The organism is Bradyrhizobium sp. UFLA05-125, from assembly GCF_059803515.1.
In genome coordinates this window covers 92,004-106,748 of the sequence record NZ_JBANBJ010000012.1, presented here as the reverse complement: position 1 = coordinate 106,748, position 14,745 = coordinate 92,004, and the positions used below count along the sequence as shown (strand labels likewise).

17 protein-coding genes and 1 pseudogene are annotated in these 14,745 nt (G+C 58.8%); 8 read left to right on the top strand and 10 right to left on the bottom strand.

What is annotated here, in order from left to right; translation table 11 throughout:
- Window positions 1–11 precede the first annotated feature (11 nt).
- Window positions 12–1,202: a Wadjet anti-phage system protein JetD domain-containing protein gene (locus tag SO156_RS14470; RefSeq protein WP_498535252.1), complete on the top strand. Its 1,191-nt coding sequence runs from the start codon at window positions 12–14 to the stop codon at window positions 1,200–1,202.
- A 161-nt stretch (window positions 1,203–1,363) separates the two neighbouring features.
- Here the strand turns inward: SO156_RS14470 and SO156_RS14465 are convergent, their stop codons facing one another.
- The gene (locus tag SO156_RS14465; protein WP_498535251.1) at window positions 1,364–1,591 is read right to left on the bottom strand and encodes a hypothetical protein; all 228 of its coding nucleotides are present in this window, start codon (window positions 1,589–1,591) and stop codon (window positions 1,364–1,366) included.
- A gap of 356 nt (window positions 1,592–1,947) precedes the next feature.
- Between SO156_RS14465 and SO156_RS14460 the strand changes: the two genes are divergently transcribed.
- From SO156_RS14460 to SO156_RS14450, 3 genes are read left to right on the top strand one after another with little or no spacing between them, the layout of a single operon-like run.
- Window positions 1,948–2,199, top strand: a complete 252-nt coding sequence (locus tag SO156_RS14460; RefSeq protein ID WP_498535250.1) for a hypothetical protein — start codon at window positions 1,948–1,950, stop codon at window positions 2,197–2,199.
- On the top strand, window positions 2,196–2,702 hold the full coding sequence (locus SO156_RS14455) for a Fic family protein (RefSeq protein WP_498535249.1): 507 nt from the start codon (window positions 2,196–2,198) through the stop codon (window positions 2,700–2,702). Before SO156_RS14460 ends, SO156_RS14455 begins: the two co-directional genes overlap by 4 nt.
- Before the next feature lie 56 nt (window positions 2,703–2,758).
- Window positions 2,759–2,935 (top strand): hypothetical protein, encoded by a 177-nt coding sequence (locus tag SO156_RS14450; RefSeq protein ID WP_498535248.1) that lies wholly within the window; start codon window positions 2,759–2,761, stop codon window positions 2,933–2,935.
- An 85-nt stretch (window positions 2,936–3,020) separates the two neighbouring features.
- On the opposite strand, the gene SO156_RS14445 is transcribed toward SO156_RS14450, so the two are convergent.
- From SO156_RS14445 to SO156_RS14415, 7 genes are all read right to left on the bottom strand, one after another.
- Complete coding sequence (locus SO156_RS14445) at window positions 3,021–3,206, bottom strand: hypothetical protein (protein WP_498535247.1); 186 nt, start codon at window positions 3,204–3,206, stop codon at window positions 3,021–3,023.
- Between the two features lie 523 nt (window positions 3,207–3,729).
- On the bottom strand, window positions 3,730–4,401 hold the full coding sequence (locus SO156_RS14440) for an aquaporin (protein WP_498535246.1): 672 nt from the start codon (window positions 4,399–4,401) through the stop codon (window positions 3,730–3,732).
- Entirely contained in the window at window positions 4,401–4,820 is a 420-nt protein-coding gene (arsC, locus tag SO156_RS14435) for an arsenate reductase (glutaredoxin) (protein ID WP_498535245.1), read from the bottom strand. Before arsC ends, SO156_RS14440 begins: the two co-directional genes overlap by 1 nt.
- 16 nt (window positions 4,821–4,836) lie before the next feature.
- Window positions 4,837–5,307 (bottom strand): ArsI/CadI family heavy metal resistance metalloenzyme, encoded by a 471-nt coding sequence (locus SO156_RS14430; protein ID WP_498535244.1) that lies wholly within the window; start codon window positions 5,305–5,307, stop codon window positions 4,837–4,839.
- Between the two features lie 11 nt (window positions 5,308–5,318).
- Window positions 5,319–5,663 carry an ArsR/SmtB family transcription factor gene (locus SO156_RS14425; protein ID WP_498535243.1) on the bottom strand — a complete coding sequence of 115 codons (345 nt, stop codon included), beginning with the start codon at window positions 5,661–5,663 and terminating at the stop codon, window positions 5,319–5,321.
- 332 nt (window positions 5,664–5,995) lie between these two features.
- Window positions 5,996–6,625: an IS110 family RNA-guided transposase gene (locus SO156_RS14420; RefSeq protein WP_498535242.1), complete on the bottom strand. Its 630-nt coding sequence runs from the start codon at window positions 6,623–6,625 to the stop codon at window positions 5,996–5,998.
- A complete protein-coding gene (locus tag SO156_RS14415; RefSeq protein ID WP_498535241.1) occupies window positions 6,589–7,029 on the bottom strand; it encodes an IS110 family transposase in 441 nt (146 codons plus the stop codon). Before SO156_RS14415 ends, SO156_RS14420 begins: the two co-directional genes overlap by 37 nt.
- 1,482 nt (window positions 7,030–8,511) lie before the next feature.
- Here SO156_RS14415 and SO156_RS14410 point away from each other — a divergent pair.
- The 4 genes from SO156_RS14410 to SO156_RS14395 all read left to right on the top strand — a co-directional run bounded on the left by SO156_RS14410 (window position 8,512) and on the right by SO156_RS14395 (window position 11,923).
- Window positions 8,512–9,450, top strand: a complete 939-nt coding sequence (locus SO156_RS14410; RefSeq protein WP_498535240.1) for a DUF2493 domain-containing protein — start codon at window positions 8,512–8,514, stop codon at window positions 9,448–9,450.
- 592 nt (window positions 9,451–10,042) lie between these two features.
- Window positions 10,043–10,246 carry a hypothetical protein gene (locus SO156_RS14405; RefSeq protein WP_498535239.1) on the top strand — a complete coding sequence of 68 codons (204 nt, stop codon included), beginning with the start codon at window positions 10,043–10,045 and terminating at the stop codon, window positions 10,244–10,246.
- Between the two features lie 414 nt (window positions 10,247–10,660).
- Entirely contained in the window at window positions 10,661–11,518 is an 858-nt protein-coding gene (locus SO156_RS14400) for a group II intron reverse transcriptase/maturase (protein WP_498535238.1), read from the top strand.
- Between the two features lie 102 nt (window positions 11,519–11,620).
- Window positions 11,621–11,923, top strand: coding sequence for a group II intron maturase-specific domain-containing protein (locus SO156_RS14395; RefSeq protein ID WP_498535300.1), 303 nt, complete (start codon window positions 11,621–11,623; stop codon window positions 11,921–11,923).
- Between the two features lie 315 nt (window positions 11,924–12,238).
- Here the strand turns inward: SO156_RS14395 and SO156_RS14390 are convergent, their stop codons facing one another.
- Window positions 12,239–12,679 carry a VirK family protein gene (locus SO156_RS14390; protein ID WP_498535237.1) on the bottom strand — a complete coding sequence of 147 codons (441 nt, stop codon included), beginning with the start codon at window positions 12,677–12,679 and terminating at the stop codon, window positions 12,239–12,241.
- Window positions 12,680–14,011: 1,332 nt separating this feature from the next.
- Window positions 14,012–14,518, bottom strand: a pseudogene (locus SO156_RS14385) (IS701 family transposase); the annotation flags it as partial.
- Window positions 14,519–14,745: the final 227 nt, after the last annotated feature.

Below are 14,745 nucleotides of genomic sequence, written 5' to 3'. Positions count from 1 at the left end.
ATGCCAAGGGGATGCCAAGGCAGTTCACCGACTCACGCTTGCTCATGTCAGATCTGCTGGACCGATATGAAGGCGGGGCCGAAAGCCCGATCGCCTATCCGGACTACGACGGGTTTATTGATGTCGCTCAAATGGACAGGTTTGTCAGGGAGCTTCGCGACGCGGAGGGACGTGGGGGTATCCGCTTAACCAGAGGGCGGGGGGTTAAAAGCGAGCAGATCAAGCACGCCAGGCTAGAGAACGCCTCACTGGTGTACGAACTGCTCGGACGGAGACCGGTCGGAGAGCTTGTGGAGGCGGCGACGGACCGTCTGCTGGAGGGATTGCAACTGCCGGTCCAATTCGAAGCTTCGTTGGAGGCGCTTCGGTCGGCCTGGTCTCGCGGCCGGGAGTGGCAGGGTTTCTCGCTCGACGACTCCGATCGCCTCAAGCCGGCCTTCGTCATGGCGAAAGCAATCTTTGAGCATCGGCACGTCGGTCTGGACTACCGGACCTTTTCGCGACGCTTTGCCGGTGATAGCAAAGCCCTTGAACGGCTCGAAGGACCGGTTGTTCGGATCTTAAGTGGGCTGGTTGAGATTCCGCCGGCCGCTCGTCCGCGGGATGCGCTCCGGACGTTAGGACTGGAGAAGTTCGCACCGGCGATGTTGCTCTCCGGGCGGTTAGATTTTGATGTCGCGGAGTTGTCAGCCGCCGCGCCCATGTATTTCGGCATACCGCCCGGCGAGGCCGAGCGACTGAGATTTCCAGAGCGACCGCAATACGTGCTTACTGTCGAGAATTTCGCGAGCTTTAGTCGCCACGTCATGGAGGCAGACCCGCAGCGCACCGGCATTACCATTTACGTGGGTGGATATCCGTCGCTTGCGACCCAGGATGCTTTGAAATCGATCGCGACAGCGCTGCCTGCCGACGTTCCATTCTTCCATTGGTCGGATATCGATCCGGACGGGACCTGGATCTTCCGCACCATAGAGAGCTCATTAGCGAGGGATTTGAAGCCTCACCTTATGTCTGCAGATTTGGCCGACAGGCTGGGCAAGCTGCCGGCCGATCGTACCAGGCTGCCGATAGGCGCAGTCCCGTCTGCCATCTCCGACCTCGTCGCCTATCTTAGGGGTGATGACGCCAAGTGGCTAGAACAGGAGGAGCTTGATCCCAGGCTCCCCTTCTGCGAATGCGCCGTAGTGCCCGAGCGGTAGTGAATAGTGGGGACCGAGACGGCGAACCGGACTGCTTTTTGTCAAGATTCACCTGTCTCTTGTGAAGCAAACCGAGAGGTCTTTTATGAGCACCGACGTTATCCGTTTCCCAATGAACGTCAGTCAGCGAACCAAGAACCGTCGAGGCAAAAATTGTCCTGTTACGTCTCCGGACGCTGGCTTCGTTTGCTGAATTGGTTGAGGTCGAGCCGTCTCTTTCCGTAGTAGAACGGCACCTCATTCGCGGGCACTCGACTTTTGTAGGTCTCATTGATCCTTTCCTTCTGGTCCGTCTCGAGATGCTTCATCTCGATCAGCACCAGGTCACGATAGCAGGCAAAGTCCGGAAACTTTCCGAGCTTGGCCTCTTCGTCCTTATTATCGTCCAAGGACCGCCCGCGAAGATGATGGAGGACAAAATGCGCGAAAGCGGCGGGCAGATCGGGAGGGCCGTCGGTTCGTTCGATATGAATGGACATGCGGCGAACCTATAAGAGTCGCTTCTTGTCCCAAAGCCCCGGGGAACGTTCACGAGCTAGCTTGTTGCCAGTTGGCGGCCAAGCATTGGGCAACTTAAACTTGGCGGCGGCGGGAATCTCCTTCGTGCGGCGCGCATCAGATCGGGGAAGATTTCCTCAAGGAGGCTTGATTCCAAGTCTTTTCAAAGGCTTATTTTGCTTGCAAGGGCGCAAGTTAATGGATTTTCAGCCCTTGGCATATTATATTGGGCGCGAGGAGTGCGCCGATGTCTGTCCCACGTTCCAACCGCCCGCATTTTACGGCCCGTGTGATCCAGGGGCTGGCGAGCGCCAATAATGTGGCAGTCGTTGTGTCATCAAACGATATGTTTGCTCAACATGTCACCCGGCTCTCCGGCGATGACGTCACGTTTGACGATGTCGAAAATACCATCGTGGCGTTGCAGCGGGCGGGCGTCCTGAGCCGCGTCCAGGCCGTGCGCCTGCAGGCGCGCTATCTGCGCGAAAATCGCCCGTGACGTTCGATCCGTTCGGGGATTTTGCGACGCGCGGCTATTTGCGCAACGTCGCCAAGGCCAAAGATCCGGAAATCGTTCAGCGCCTCCTGCATAACTCTTTCCTGACCGGTATCGATGCAGCGTTGGCTCATCTCAAGGCGCAGAAATCTCTAAGCTACGCCGACGTTCTGCAAACGCACAAAACGCTCTTCGAGGCGGTGTTCCCGTGGGCCGGGGAGGATCGCCACGCAAACGCGTCCCATATCTTTGTGAAGAAGGGCTCCGTTATCTTCGCCCATCCCAACGATATTCGCAAAGCCATCGACTACGCGCTTGATAAGGGACAGGGCAAGGCGTTCGTGGCGGAGAAGCCGGGTGAAGTCATGGGCTATCTCGCCTATGGTCATCCCTTCCTCGACGGCGACGGCCGCACGATCATGCTGATCCATGCGGAGCTTGCGGCCGCGCGGGCATCGGTATCGATTGGGCCGCCACCGATAAGGATCAATACCTCGCCGCCCTGACGCAGGAGCTCGAAGAACCTGGCAAAGGCAAGCTCGATGCCTACCTGAAGCCGTTCATGCGCAAGGGCTCGGAGATGACGGACGTTGGGGACGCCATCAAGGCCGCGCCGGGCCTTGACGGCAGCAACGCGGATGCGGTCGCGGGCGAGACGAGCGACTCGGCGCCGAGGGCACAATACGAAGCGCAAGAACTCAAGCGCCAGGGTGCGGAAGGCTCACCGCAGAAAGGCTGAATCGCTTTAGACGCACTTGTGGTCCGTTACAGATATCAATAGCAGTTGTTTGGCGACCACGTGAAAGTGCTAGCAGTCCCTTCTCTCAACGCGTCGTGCGCAGGTGGGTGATTGCTTCTTCAATCAGCGCCAGGACATGCTCGCCGCTGTCGGCAAAAATCACGCCGAGCTCGCGGTCGCCATGCTCCGGGATAGGCTCCTCCCAGACTTCCACTTGTCCAGCGGCCTTTCGATTCCCGGCATTTTCTTCCAGAAGACGGCCCCACTGCATAAACGCGCACCATTCCAGGTAAAGATCGCTCTCCCGAGGCAGCCTGTCACGCGCGATGACGAGCTTTGCGTGGTAAGCCTTCGTCTCCCTGCTTGAAAACGCCGCAAACGCGTTCCGCTGATGTCACGAGGGAAAACCGCTTCACACCTTGCACTAACGTGGCCCTTCCGGTCCGGATCATGCTTAGAGAACGGCCAATTTGATCCCGGCTCTGCTGCCGCGTGGCGAGTGCTCCCGGTTAGTTGCGCCGAATGGACGCTGACTTTTCAACTCGCAAGAGTGCTATTACACCGATCGCTCAGGGCTATCTCGGTTCGCTACACCTATATTTCGGGCGCGACGGACCTACGGATCTTTTAATCGGTACGATCGTTCCAATCCACGCAACCGAATATTTGCGGAAAGCGCTATGACCTGGAACGTCAAGCTCTTTTGCGGTACCCCGGGGGCTCATTTTTTGATAGTGGCGGCCACTTCGCTATCAAAGCTCTGTCGTCACCCCCTCACCAAGAGGCGCGGGAATTTAGGCGGGCTTCGTCCGCGAGCTCCATAACCAACCCGATAGCGCCGTCGCTATGGCCGCGCCAAACAGTTGTGCGGCTATGAACGCCAGGACACTGCCGGGCGCAATGCCGGCGAAGGTGTCCGACAGTGAGCGTGCGATGGTGACGGCAGGATTGGCGAACGAAGTCGAAGCCGTGAACCAATAGGCCGAGGTGATGTAAAGGCCGACGGCATAGGGGACGGCGCTCGGCGCCCGGGCGACGCACCCGAAGATCGTGAGAAGGAGCCCGAAGGTCGCCACGCCCTCCGCCAACCATTGCCCGGTTCCGGTCCGTACCGTCAGCGACAATTCCCAGAGCGGCAGCTCGAACATCAGATGCGCAGTCCAAACGCCCACGATGCCGCCGGCGATTTGCGCAAAATTGTAAAGGACCGCGGTGGGCCACGACAAATCGCCGCGCCACGCAAAGGCCAGCGTAACGGCGGGATTGAAATGGGCACCGGAGAGCGGGCCGAAGATTAAGATGAGTACAACCAGGATCGCGCCGGTCGGGATGGTGTTGCAGAGCAACGCAAGCGCGACGTTACCGCCCGCGAGCCTCTGAGCCATTATGCCAGAGCCGACCACGGCGGCGAGAAGGAAGGCCGTGCCGAGCGTTTCAGCCACGAGACGATGGCCGAGCGAAGGCATCAGACCGCCGCCGGGCCGCGCGGGTCGGCGACGCGCTCGCCGTCTTCCTTGACGAACACGCCGTGCTGCGGCGGCAATAGGTCTACCACCAACTCCGATGGCCGGCACAGCCTCACGCCGTTTGGCGTTACCACGATCGGGCGATTGATCAGGATCGGATGCTCCATCATCGCATCCAGCAATTCATCGTCGCTCAGCTTCGAGTCGCCAAGCCCCAGTTCGTGAAACGGCGTGCCCTTCTCGCGTAGGAGATCACGTGCCGAAATCCCCATGCGCTGGATCAATTGCTTGAGTATTGGACGCGACGGCGGCGTTTTTAAATACTCGATGACGTGCGGCTCAATACCAGCGTTGCGGATCATCGCGAGCGTGTTGCGCGATGTACCGCAATCCGGATTGTGGTAGATGATCGCATCCATCGCGCTCGCTCCTTCGTTAGCAACAGGCTGACGATTTTTGCGGGGCAGCCTGCGGCGCGCAGCAAGCGGATTGCTTTTCATGGGCAACACGCGCCCGGTTCTCGCCGGTGCCATCGCCATAGAGGGTGCTTTCGCCGGTTGTGTGGAAGGTCTCCCAGGCGATACCGGCGGGATCATCGATCCAGGATTTTTCAGATTGCGCGTAGCAGCACGTCGTCTGGCCCTGTTCAATCACGTTGCCGCCAGCCTGGCGCAGCCGGCCATAGACTTCGTGCAACTCATCTGTGTTCTCGACCTGAATGCCAAGGTGATCGAGGCCCGGCTCTCGTCCGCGCGTCGATATCGCGAAATTGACGCGCGGATCTTCCAGCATCCATTTCGCATAATCGGATTTGACGACGGTTGGCTGCGCCGCGAACAGCGCCGAGTAGAAGCCGATTGAGTGCGGGATGTCCTCGACCGAGACGTGAACATGCAGACGCTTCATGGCGTGTCCTTTCAGGCTGGGATTTTGGTGCGCTTGCGCACGGGTTTGCAGGCGGCAACAGGCGTGCAAGGAGCGCCGCCGCAGCAGTTTTCAGTGAGGAAGCCGAGAAGCGCGTTCATGGTTTCGAACTGCGCCGCGTAGATCATCGAGCGGCCTTCGCGACGGACAGTGACAAGTCCCGCCGTTCGCAGCCGATCGAAATGAAAGGTGAGTGTGTTGGGCGCGAGGTCGAGGGCCTCGGCGACTGCACCGGCAGGCATGCCCTCGGGACCCGCCTGCACCAGCAGCCGGAACACATCGAGGCGGTTGTCCTGCGCTAGCGCAGCAAGCGCCGTGACGGCATCTGTCTTTTCCATATTTCAACGAATATAGAAATGATATAGAAGCGTCAAGACTGCTTGTTGGGGGGCGGCCCGCCGTTCCGTCGGTCACGCTCTACTCGCAGGCATACGCCCGCGACCGGAGCCCCGAAGCGTCTCCGCCCTCTGGGTAACGATCGTTGCCGCTCACCGCTTCTGCCTGGTCCGCGCTTCTGTTCGGAGTCGGCCGAATTGGCTCGCTCCATGATGGGATCCGGCGAGGCGAGGTCGTCCAAGCTCACAGCACGTGCTTGAAGCCGCACAGGGATCGAAACGGACTGACCTTCCCTACGTCCTCGGCAGAGTAGATGGCTAGGCCGGAACGATCGTTAAGTCATTTGCGCGGCAGGCGGCTGGCCAAAGCGGAAGTCCGTGCCAGCCAGCCACATACGGTGCATGATGATAGCCAGTTTTCTGGCTACTGCGACGCATGCCTTCTTCGCACCTATGCGCTCGCCGAGCTTCACGCCCCAAGCTCGCAGAACCGACCACTTCTTCGCAATCCGAAGATGCGAGTTGGCTGCCTCATAAAGGGCGTGGCGCATCATCTTGTCACCGCACTTACTGATATTTCCAGACCGGTCAATCTCACCAGACTGATAGACACGAGGTGTCAGCCCCAAGTGTGCCGCTACAGCCTTGGAATCTTTGAAGCGCGTCGGATCGTCAATCGTTGCCTTGAAGGACAGGCTCACGGTTGGACCAACACCCGAGACTGTCATCAAGCGCCCGCAGGCCTCGTCTTTGCGTGCCATTTGCGAAAGCTGACGGTCCAAGAGAGCCTTCTTCACCCGCATCGCATTGCGTATCTCGAGCAAGGGTTCAATTGCCAATCTCAACTCTGGCGCATCAGCAAGCATCGCTTCGACCTTGGCGGCGAAGCGAGCGCGATGCACAAGCCCCAACTTAAGGCCATGCACCTTCAGCAAGCCGCGAATGTTGTCTTCGATCGCCAGCAAATGATCGACGAACTACGGGCAATCAGGACAGTCCTCAATATCTGCGGAGCCTTACTTTTGACGTGCACCGGCCGGTAGTGGCCAAGCCGCATCATCTCGGCAATGCCGCGCGCATCGCTACGATCCGTCTTGTTCGGCCGCGAGGATAAGAAACGTTGAGCGTGGCGCGTTTCGATACACACAGTCTCAAAACCACTCTCGACCAGCGCGCCGTAGAGCCATTCTGACAAAGGGCAAGCCTCGATGCCGACCCGCGTGATCTTCTCGCGCCATCCTATCAGGGCTTTAACAAGCGCGGTCGGTTCGCTTTCGGTCTTGCCTTCCCATACCGGCGAGCCGTCCGCCTCGACGACACAAATTGAAGTGGTCTTGAGCGAAACATCCAGTCCGACAAACAAAGCCATGTTGCGTCTCCCTTGCTGGGCCGAATCGGTCCCAGCAGAGTAGCGAAGGCTGGCTGGGATCGGATTACCCCAGCTCGCGTAACACAACACTGAGCTCCTCGCCGGGGGCACTCGGGAAAGGGGCCCGCCGCCATGAAGTATGCCGGCGTCGTTATCACTGCCCCTGTCCCGGGTGCCCTTTTAACCGGTCTCGTCGCTGCACTCGGTCCCGCGTGCCGCCTTCGGCGTCGCTATGCTCACGCTCCTGCGGGTGCCATTTTCAGTGAGGCGATGCGCCCCTGGCGCACGCCTGATCCCACGCGACAAGTCTCATTGTTTACGGGATGATATATAGCGCGTTTGTGATCTCATTGCTCGCGCTCGTAACCTCTCCGGTCTCGTGCCGGAAGTCAGCGGAATTTGCCCGCATCCTCGATGGCGATGTGATCGGGATCGGTCAAGCAAGCATCCACCTTTCAGGCATCAATGCGCCTGAAGCAGATCAATTTGCTTCGATGCCAGAGGTCAGAGATGACTTGCAGTTATTGCTGCAAGTAACAAGCTGATCATGCATTCAAGCGTGCGGCGTTGGACATGTAACCGCTGGGGGCGATCAACACGCAAGGTCGCTTGCGTAGCTTCTTCATTGAGGACGAGGATGCAGGCCCGTGGATGGTGGGATCACGTAGGGCGCTCTCGTTTGTCCGATACTTCCATGCAGCTAGAAAAGCCCGTGCGTGTCGTTGGTCAGGAACATGCATCCGCGCCGTGGGATCGGCGGCACCGGAACAAGACGACGCTCGTTCTTGGTGCGATCTTAGCCGATCAACGCTAAAAGCCTCCTTCTCGGCGAAGTCGCGCTTCCGGCTGTGTCATCGCCGTCATGCGTGATCAAGGGGAGCGTGATACGACGGGGACAGCGCATCTATCGCGTGTCCGGTCAATTCGCTCAGATCAACCTGTCGAATGACCGTGGCGCGCGCGAGTTCTGTACTGAGGCGGAAGCCGACCGAATGGGCAGAGCAACACGCTAGTAGACTCTAGCGTTTGTCTTCCATGTTCGACGCATCGTAGTCTGGCGCCCCGAGGAGGATATGCACGCTTCGGCCGCGATGAATTTCGCCTGGCTTGCAGCTCATACTGTGCAATACGCCGCGCGACTCATGCGTCCGATCGCGTTTCGAGGTCCGTTCAAGCGGATGCTCGCAATGCTCGTCATGATCGCTCCTTGTGAGGTTGCCATCGCCGATAGAGCCGCCCCTTGCCTTCTCAAGGGCGATCGCACGGCAAGCGGTACGGCCCGGCAATGGCAGAAGTCACGGCTATTTTCCGCCGGCGCGTTCCGCGCCTTTGCAGCGCGAAACAAAATAGCCGTGCCTCTTCCATCCTTCGCTCTGCTTCGGCCCGCCGCTTCGCTTCGGGTTCTGGTCCGTTCCGCTCGCCGTCAGGTGATCGCCACGAAGGCCGCGATGGGCGCGGCCGATTCGGCAAAGGACCTCACCCATGACGACCGACCACGACGACCCTCATTTCGAGGCGCCACATGCTTCGTCCCCGACCGATCACGTTCTCGCTGAACTTCAGCTCTTCGGTTTCCATCCCTTGCAGGATGAGCCCGATCCACGGCCGCTTCCCGAAAGCAAGGCCATCACCGGCGCCATCGCCGACATCTTCGATGCGCTCGTCTCGACCCTGAATGACACGCGCCTCGAAGGCGACCTTGATGACTTGCTGTGGTCGACCGTCAACCTTTTTCATCGCGCAGCGGACCGCATTGAACGCGAGCTCGATGCCAACGAGCAAGCGCAGCAGAGGAGCCAACGCGAGCAGAACGGTTCGGAAGTGCGATCCGTCGAGCTCGAACGGCTCACTGCCCAGGGCATCACGCTCATTGAACGCCGCAACACCATGGAGCTCCTTCGCGATCTGGCCGCCGAATATTTCGAAGTCCACACGGGTTCGCCTTGGCGGCCGCGCTCCGGCTCAGTCGTCAGCCATCGTAACCTCACGGCCGCGATGATCGACAGTCGCGATTTTATCGCTGCCAGGCGTCGGGCCGAAACCGAGGTCATGCTTCCACCCGGACCAAAGATCGCGTTCACCGGTGGGCTCGATTTCAATGACGTCTCGCTCGTCTGGGATCGGCTTGACAAGGTCCGCGCGAAGCATCCCGATATGGTTCTGCTCCACGGCGGATCGCCGAAAGGCGCCGAGTTGATCGCTGCAAAATGGGCCAGCAATCGGAAAGTGCCGCAGATCGCCTTCAGGCCGGACTGGACGAAACATGCGAAGGCCGCACCATTCAAGCGCAACGATGTGATGCTGGAGGTCATGCCGATCGGAATCATGCATTTTCCCGGCACAGGCATTCAGGATAACCTCGCCGATAAGGCAAAAAAGCTTGGCATTCCGGTCTGGAAGTTTGGCAGGGACGGCGCGTGAGCGCCGTCTTTGCGGCCGATGAAAGCGGCGGCGCAGCAAGTTGAACGGAGCGATGTGGCGAAACTCAACGCGTGCATCGGACCGGGATTCGGTGGCGGCTCTCTTCGATTGTTTGGAGTGCCACTATTTGCGCTTGCGATGATGCACAGAGAGCGCTTGCTCCGATTGCTGCCGCTTCGCGAGAGCAGACGCACGCCAATGGCCAGGTGCTAAGCTATCCCGCGGTATTCATCGGTTACCTTCCGTCAGCCGGCCTCTGATTCGGATCACCTACCTAAGATTCCGTATACGAAACACCGAGGTTTTCGCACATCGATGCGAACGCCTTTTTCGCTTCCGCGTCCTCGAAACAAAACCGTGCCCCTTTGTCGCAACGCTCAATCGACCAGTCCGCCTTGTGTCCTCGTGAAACGCGGGATGCCTCTTCGCGCAACTGATCCAATAGTCTTCCGTAGGCACGCACAATCACACAGTTTTCCATCTGAACGCTCATTGGATAAAGCAACATGGCGAGGCCATACATTGCCGGAAAGGCGCTGCTATAACAAATGCGAGTCCGCGGCTAGCCCCTGTCCAGTGTTTCCTCGGACAAATGTCCAAGCTTGACCGCGTGTTTTTCTCGCTGGGCGGCCCTTTTGCGTTGAATTCCTGCACCTACCAAAGACGTCGAGCGCAAAACGCCTGCCGTGCTGCTTTTTCGTCGGATAGCGGTTTTCGTGCGCACCTGGGCTGGGGGCGATTTTTAGAAAATGCGATTGATCCGCAGAAGCGCGATACTGGTCGCGTTGTTCCCTGATGGCCTCAAATGTCTATCGGGATTGGACGAATGCTTATCTGGCCTGCCTATTTGCGCTCGCGATCGGAGCAGTTGCGGGTCGTCAAATCAAGCGAGCAATGATCTGCCGCGCCCACGCCGAGATGCACAGGATCTACGGCGTCGGTTGGGGAGAAGGACAACGGACGCGCCGATTTGTTTTCCGAAGCACCAGACGGCTGATCCGTGCATGATTGGCCTTATCCAGGAATGGCTGAAGGCGAACATTTTGGAAGACTGGTTCGTGACCATTAGCCGCTTCGCGGCGAACCGTCGCAGTCCGCGCCGGTATGGCAGACGGTAAACCTTCAAGTTCCTCGGCTTCAGTGTGCTGCAGAGACAGATAGAAAGGAGGGAATATGAGACGATAACACCTGTCGTACAGCTGCGTGGAAGATGGGGGCAGGCCCCCGAGATCGGCTTTCAGGAGCGGGTCTCAAACCACTCCAGGCGGCTGCGGTCAAAAGCCGTGGTCGTGAGCGTTGGAGGAAAAGCTCAGGGTATGATCCTGAGCAGGTGTGCGTCCGGGAGACGAACGAAAGTGAACCCGCCGACCTCTGGAACAGAATGAGCTCGGGGAGCTACTTTCCGCCGCCGGTGCGCGCCGTCTCCATACCTAAGAAGTCTGGAGGTGAGCGGATTTTGGGGGTGCCCACCGTAGCAGATCGCGTAGCTCAGACGGTTGTAAAACAACTCATCGAGCCTGATCTGGATCCAATCTTTCTGGCAGACTCGTATGGATATCGACCGATGAAATCGGCTCTCGATGCCATAGGTGTCACGCGTGGGCGCTGCTGGAAATACGATTGGGTTCTAGAGTTCGACATAAAAGGTCTGTTCGACAATATCGACCACGAACTCTTGCTGCGTGCTGTCCGAAAGCACGTGCAATGCAGATGGGCGTTGCTCTACATCGAAAGATGGCTGAGGGCGCCGATGGAACTCGAGGATGGAACGAGGGTGGAGCGTACGTGTGGTACCCCTCAAGGCGGAGTTGTCAGCCCGATTCTCTCGAATCTGTTCATGCATTACGCGTTTGATCTCTGGATGGCGCGGACATACTCCGACCTTCCATGGTGTCGATATGCCGATGACGGTCTTATTCATTGCCGAAACGAGCTAGAAGCCCAGGCCGTCAAGGCCGCGCTTCAGGCACGTTTGGCGGAGTGCCGTCTGGAAATGCATCCGACAAAAACCAAGATCGTCTACTGCGGACGAAACGCGCAAAGGTCAGTATCCGAACATCAAGTTTGATTTCCTTGGATACTGCTTTCGGCCTCGGCTGGTTAAGAAGTCGCGGGACAATACGTTGTTCTGCGGATTCAACCCGCCGTGAGCCCCTCTGCACTGAAGTCTATGCGGGCGACGATCCGGGAGTTGAACATCCGACGTCGAACCGAGTTGTCGCTGGCCGAAATTGCCCATAGTCTGAACCCGCTCCTTCGGGGGTGGATCAACTACTATGGGCGATATGCGCCGTCGGCGCTCGCTCCCTTGCTCCGGTACGTCAATCAGACGCTATTGGCTTGGGCGACGCGCAAGTTCAAACGCTTTAAAGCCCACAAGATTCGCGCGAGCCAGTTTTTGCAAAAGCTGTCGCGGGCGAGCGCGAGCCTTTTCGTACATTGGCGGCTCGGTATGACCGGCGTGTTTGCCTGATGGGAGCCGAGTGACGCGAGAGTGTCACGCTCGGTTCTACGAGAGGCCGGCGGTCCCCGGCCTACTCACCCCTTCAGCGGACGTCCGCGCAATGGGCGCTTCGCTGAAGCGAAGGACTCGTGGTTCGTCGCAAGCGCGTTTCTGTGAGACACTCAAAATGGGAGTCGAGCGCTCAAAATGGTTCTGCTCGAAGAATCCGTGCAGGGGCCATCAGCAATGATGGTCCCCACCGCGGATCTTTTGGCGCTCGCTTGCTCTCCGAATCCCGCCGCTAGGAAGGCGAAACCGGACCGCGGTCGTGCGCAGTTCTTCCTATTACCAGACGAACTTCGCGCCGTCCGGTAGTTCGCAGACGAATTCGCCCTGGTTGACGACTTCGGTCGCCCCGACAGTCAGCTTGGAGGCCCGCACTGTGAGCTTGCCTTCGCGGCTGAGGCTGTGGCGAATGTATTCCGTCACCGGGTGTCCCGAGCTGTCCACCGTTTGGTGCGCATTGGCAAAGCTGATGCCGTGCTGCGTGCTCACCCTGAAGGCGCTGATAACTAGTCCGCCCTGCACAGCCGGCCCGGGCTTACCGCCATCGACGGTGGTACAGCGGCTGAGATCCAGTACGAGCCTGACATCCTTGCCGGCCTGCAGGGCGCTGAGCACCTCGGCGTATTTCGGCGAGGGATCATCAGCCTTGGCGATCGTGCTCACGCTTGCAGCCAAAAGCAAGGACAACAGGATCGACAGGCCTCTCGCACTAAACTGCATATACTCTTCTCCTCCACAAGGACCACTAGCCGCGCAAGCAGCAACCTGCCCGATGTCATATTCGCAAACAGCTTGGCGCATTCCCGACATCAGGTATGTTGTCCTTACGACAACATGTGCTGCCACCACACACAAGCGGCAGCGAAGCCAACCTAACGTCACAACCTCGTACGTAAGGTTCACGAAGTGGCGTCACGGTTTTGCGATATCCGATGCGCCGTCTAATCCCGGTAATCGCAGTTGCAAGGGAGTGAAAACCATTCGCTTCGCGCCGGGGCGGCGAAATGCCGCCGTCTGCTGACGTCTCCGTCTGAAAAGCGCAGATCTTCTAAAAGACGAGTACGAGGCAAGATCTCGAGAACTTTCATGCCTAAGCTCTTTGATCTCATCATGGAGCATTGCAAGGCGGCCAATGATGCCGCGCGCATCGCTCTGCAAAGCGGCTTAGGCAGCGCTCAAGAATCTTAGCTTACGGGGCGGTGCTGCGACATTATCGACGCTTTGCTGATGCGGCCCTACGTAATGATACGGAGGGCGGCTGTCGCACTTTTTTGATCTACGAATTGCATCTTCTTTTACATGACCCCATACAGACCAATCTACGATCCGCATCTCTGGCGACGTCGTGCGCAAGCAACGCGGACCAAGGCCGATTTGCTGGAGCCCGGCAAACCCAGAGACAGGCTTCTGAAAATCGCCGAGGAATACGACAAGCTGGCCAGGCACGCCGAAGAGTGCGGGCCCCTCAGAGACGATGAAGATTTAGATCCGCGTCGCGATTTCTGATCGTTCTCCGCTTTTCTCGACTAAACCCTCGAGTGGCTCGCGCCTCGGGCCAAGACAAACGTCTTGGCCCGATCTCGGCCAAGTCCTTCGCGCGCCGGTGCCTCTTCGCTCGCGGACGCCAGGACGCTTAAGCGAAACTCACCGCATCAAGCGCGTTGCCCATCCGCAACGTGCGTGCTCACTGGTGCAGATTGCTCGCAGTGCACACACTTTTGCCGATAACTGATTTCAGGACAGAGGCGACGATCAAGAGGGCAATCAGTATTGAGTCGAGCAGAAAAATGCGTAGTCGAGTACATGCTCGCATCATTGACAATCAGCGCTCTGCAGAATCGGGTCGCTCCCACCCACGAACAGGTGATGCATCATTTGGAACTTGCCTGCCATCGAGCAGGTCTTGCACCGACGCCAGCATCTATGATCCGGATATTGGAGCATATCGCACGCGAGATCAAAAAGGCAGATTCGGTGTTCGAGTTCATCGGCCGCGGAGAGGGGCACCCACACTGAGGACGAATGAAGCTCCTCATGCTCCTAGTGATCGTGCCGGCCGCGGCCCGACCATGGCTCCGGCGGCAAGGGGCCGGTGCCGGCCGCCCATACCGTTGTGGTCGACAGAAGACCTGCCACATAGGTCAATCCCGGCGCCGTGATCTCCGCGCGCAGATCGCTGTTGTTGCCATAGCCTGCGTCCGTCAGCACGACACCGCGCGGAAGGCCGGTCGCACAGGCCCACTGCAACTGCTCCAGCGCGATGTCCGGCTTTGTCCGGAAGCCTACTTCGGCAGGAATGCCCACCTTGCGCCGCCGATCGCAACCTCAGCCCATTCCTTCTGAAGATAAAGGGGACAGGCAGGCTGGCGTGGTGGTTGGCAATCGACAGTGACACCGTCACTTGGCAACTATCCTGCTTGCCGAGTTGCCCGCAATCTTGCCGTGCAACTCCAGCCGAATGTCGCCCCTGCTTGAGAATCCGGTGTCTTCGATGATCCAAGCTTCGATCGGGCCCTGGCGTTCAACGCCGGCAGGGCCATCTAGCGTACCTTGCCCAGCACCTTCTAATCCGACCGGGTGCCGCTACCGACGAAATGATGTGCATATTTCCGACCATCGATACCAGGCGGGCACGTCCGCATTGTGTGGGAACTCACGGCTCGATGAAAGCTCTCTCAGATCTCGTACCGAATGCCTTCTCGCGCAACACGGCGCCACTCGCGGCTCCCCGCTCAGCGCTTCCGCGATCTCGGTCTATGGGGCCGCTCCGCCCGCATGGCACAGGC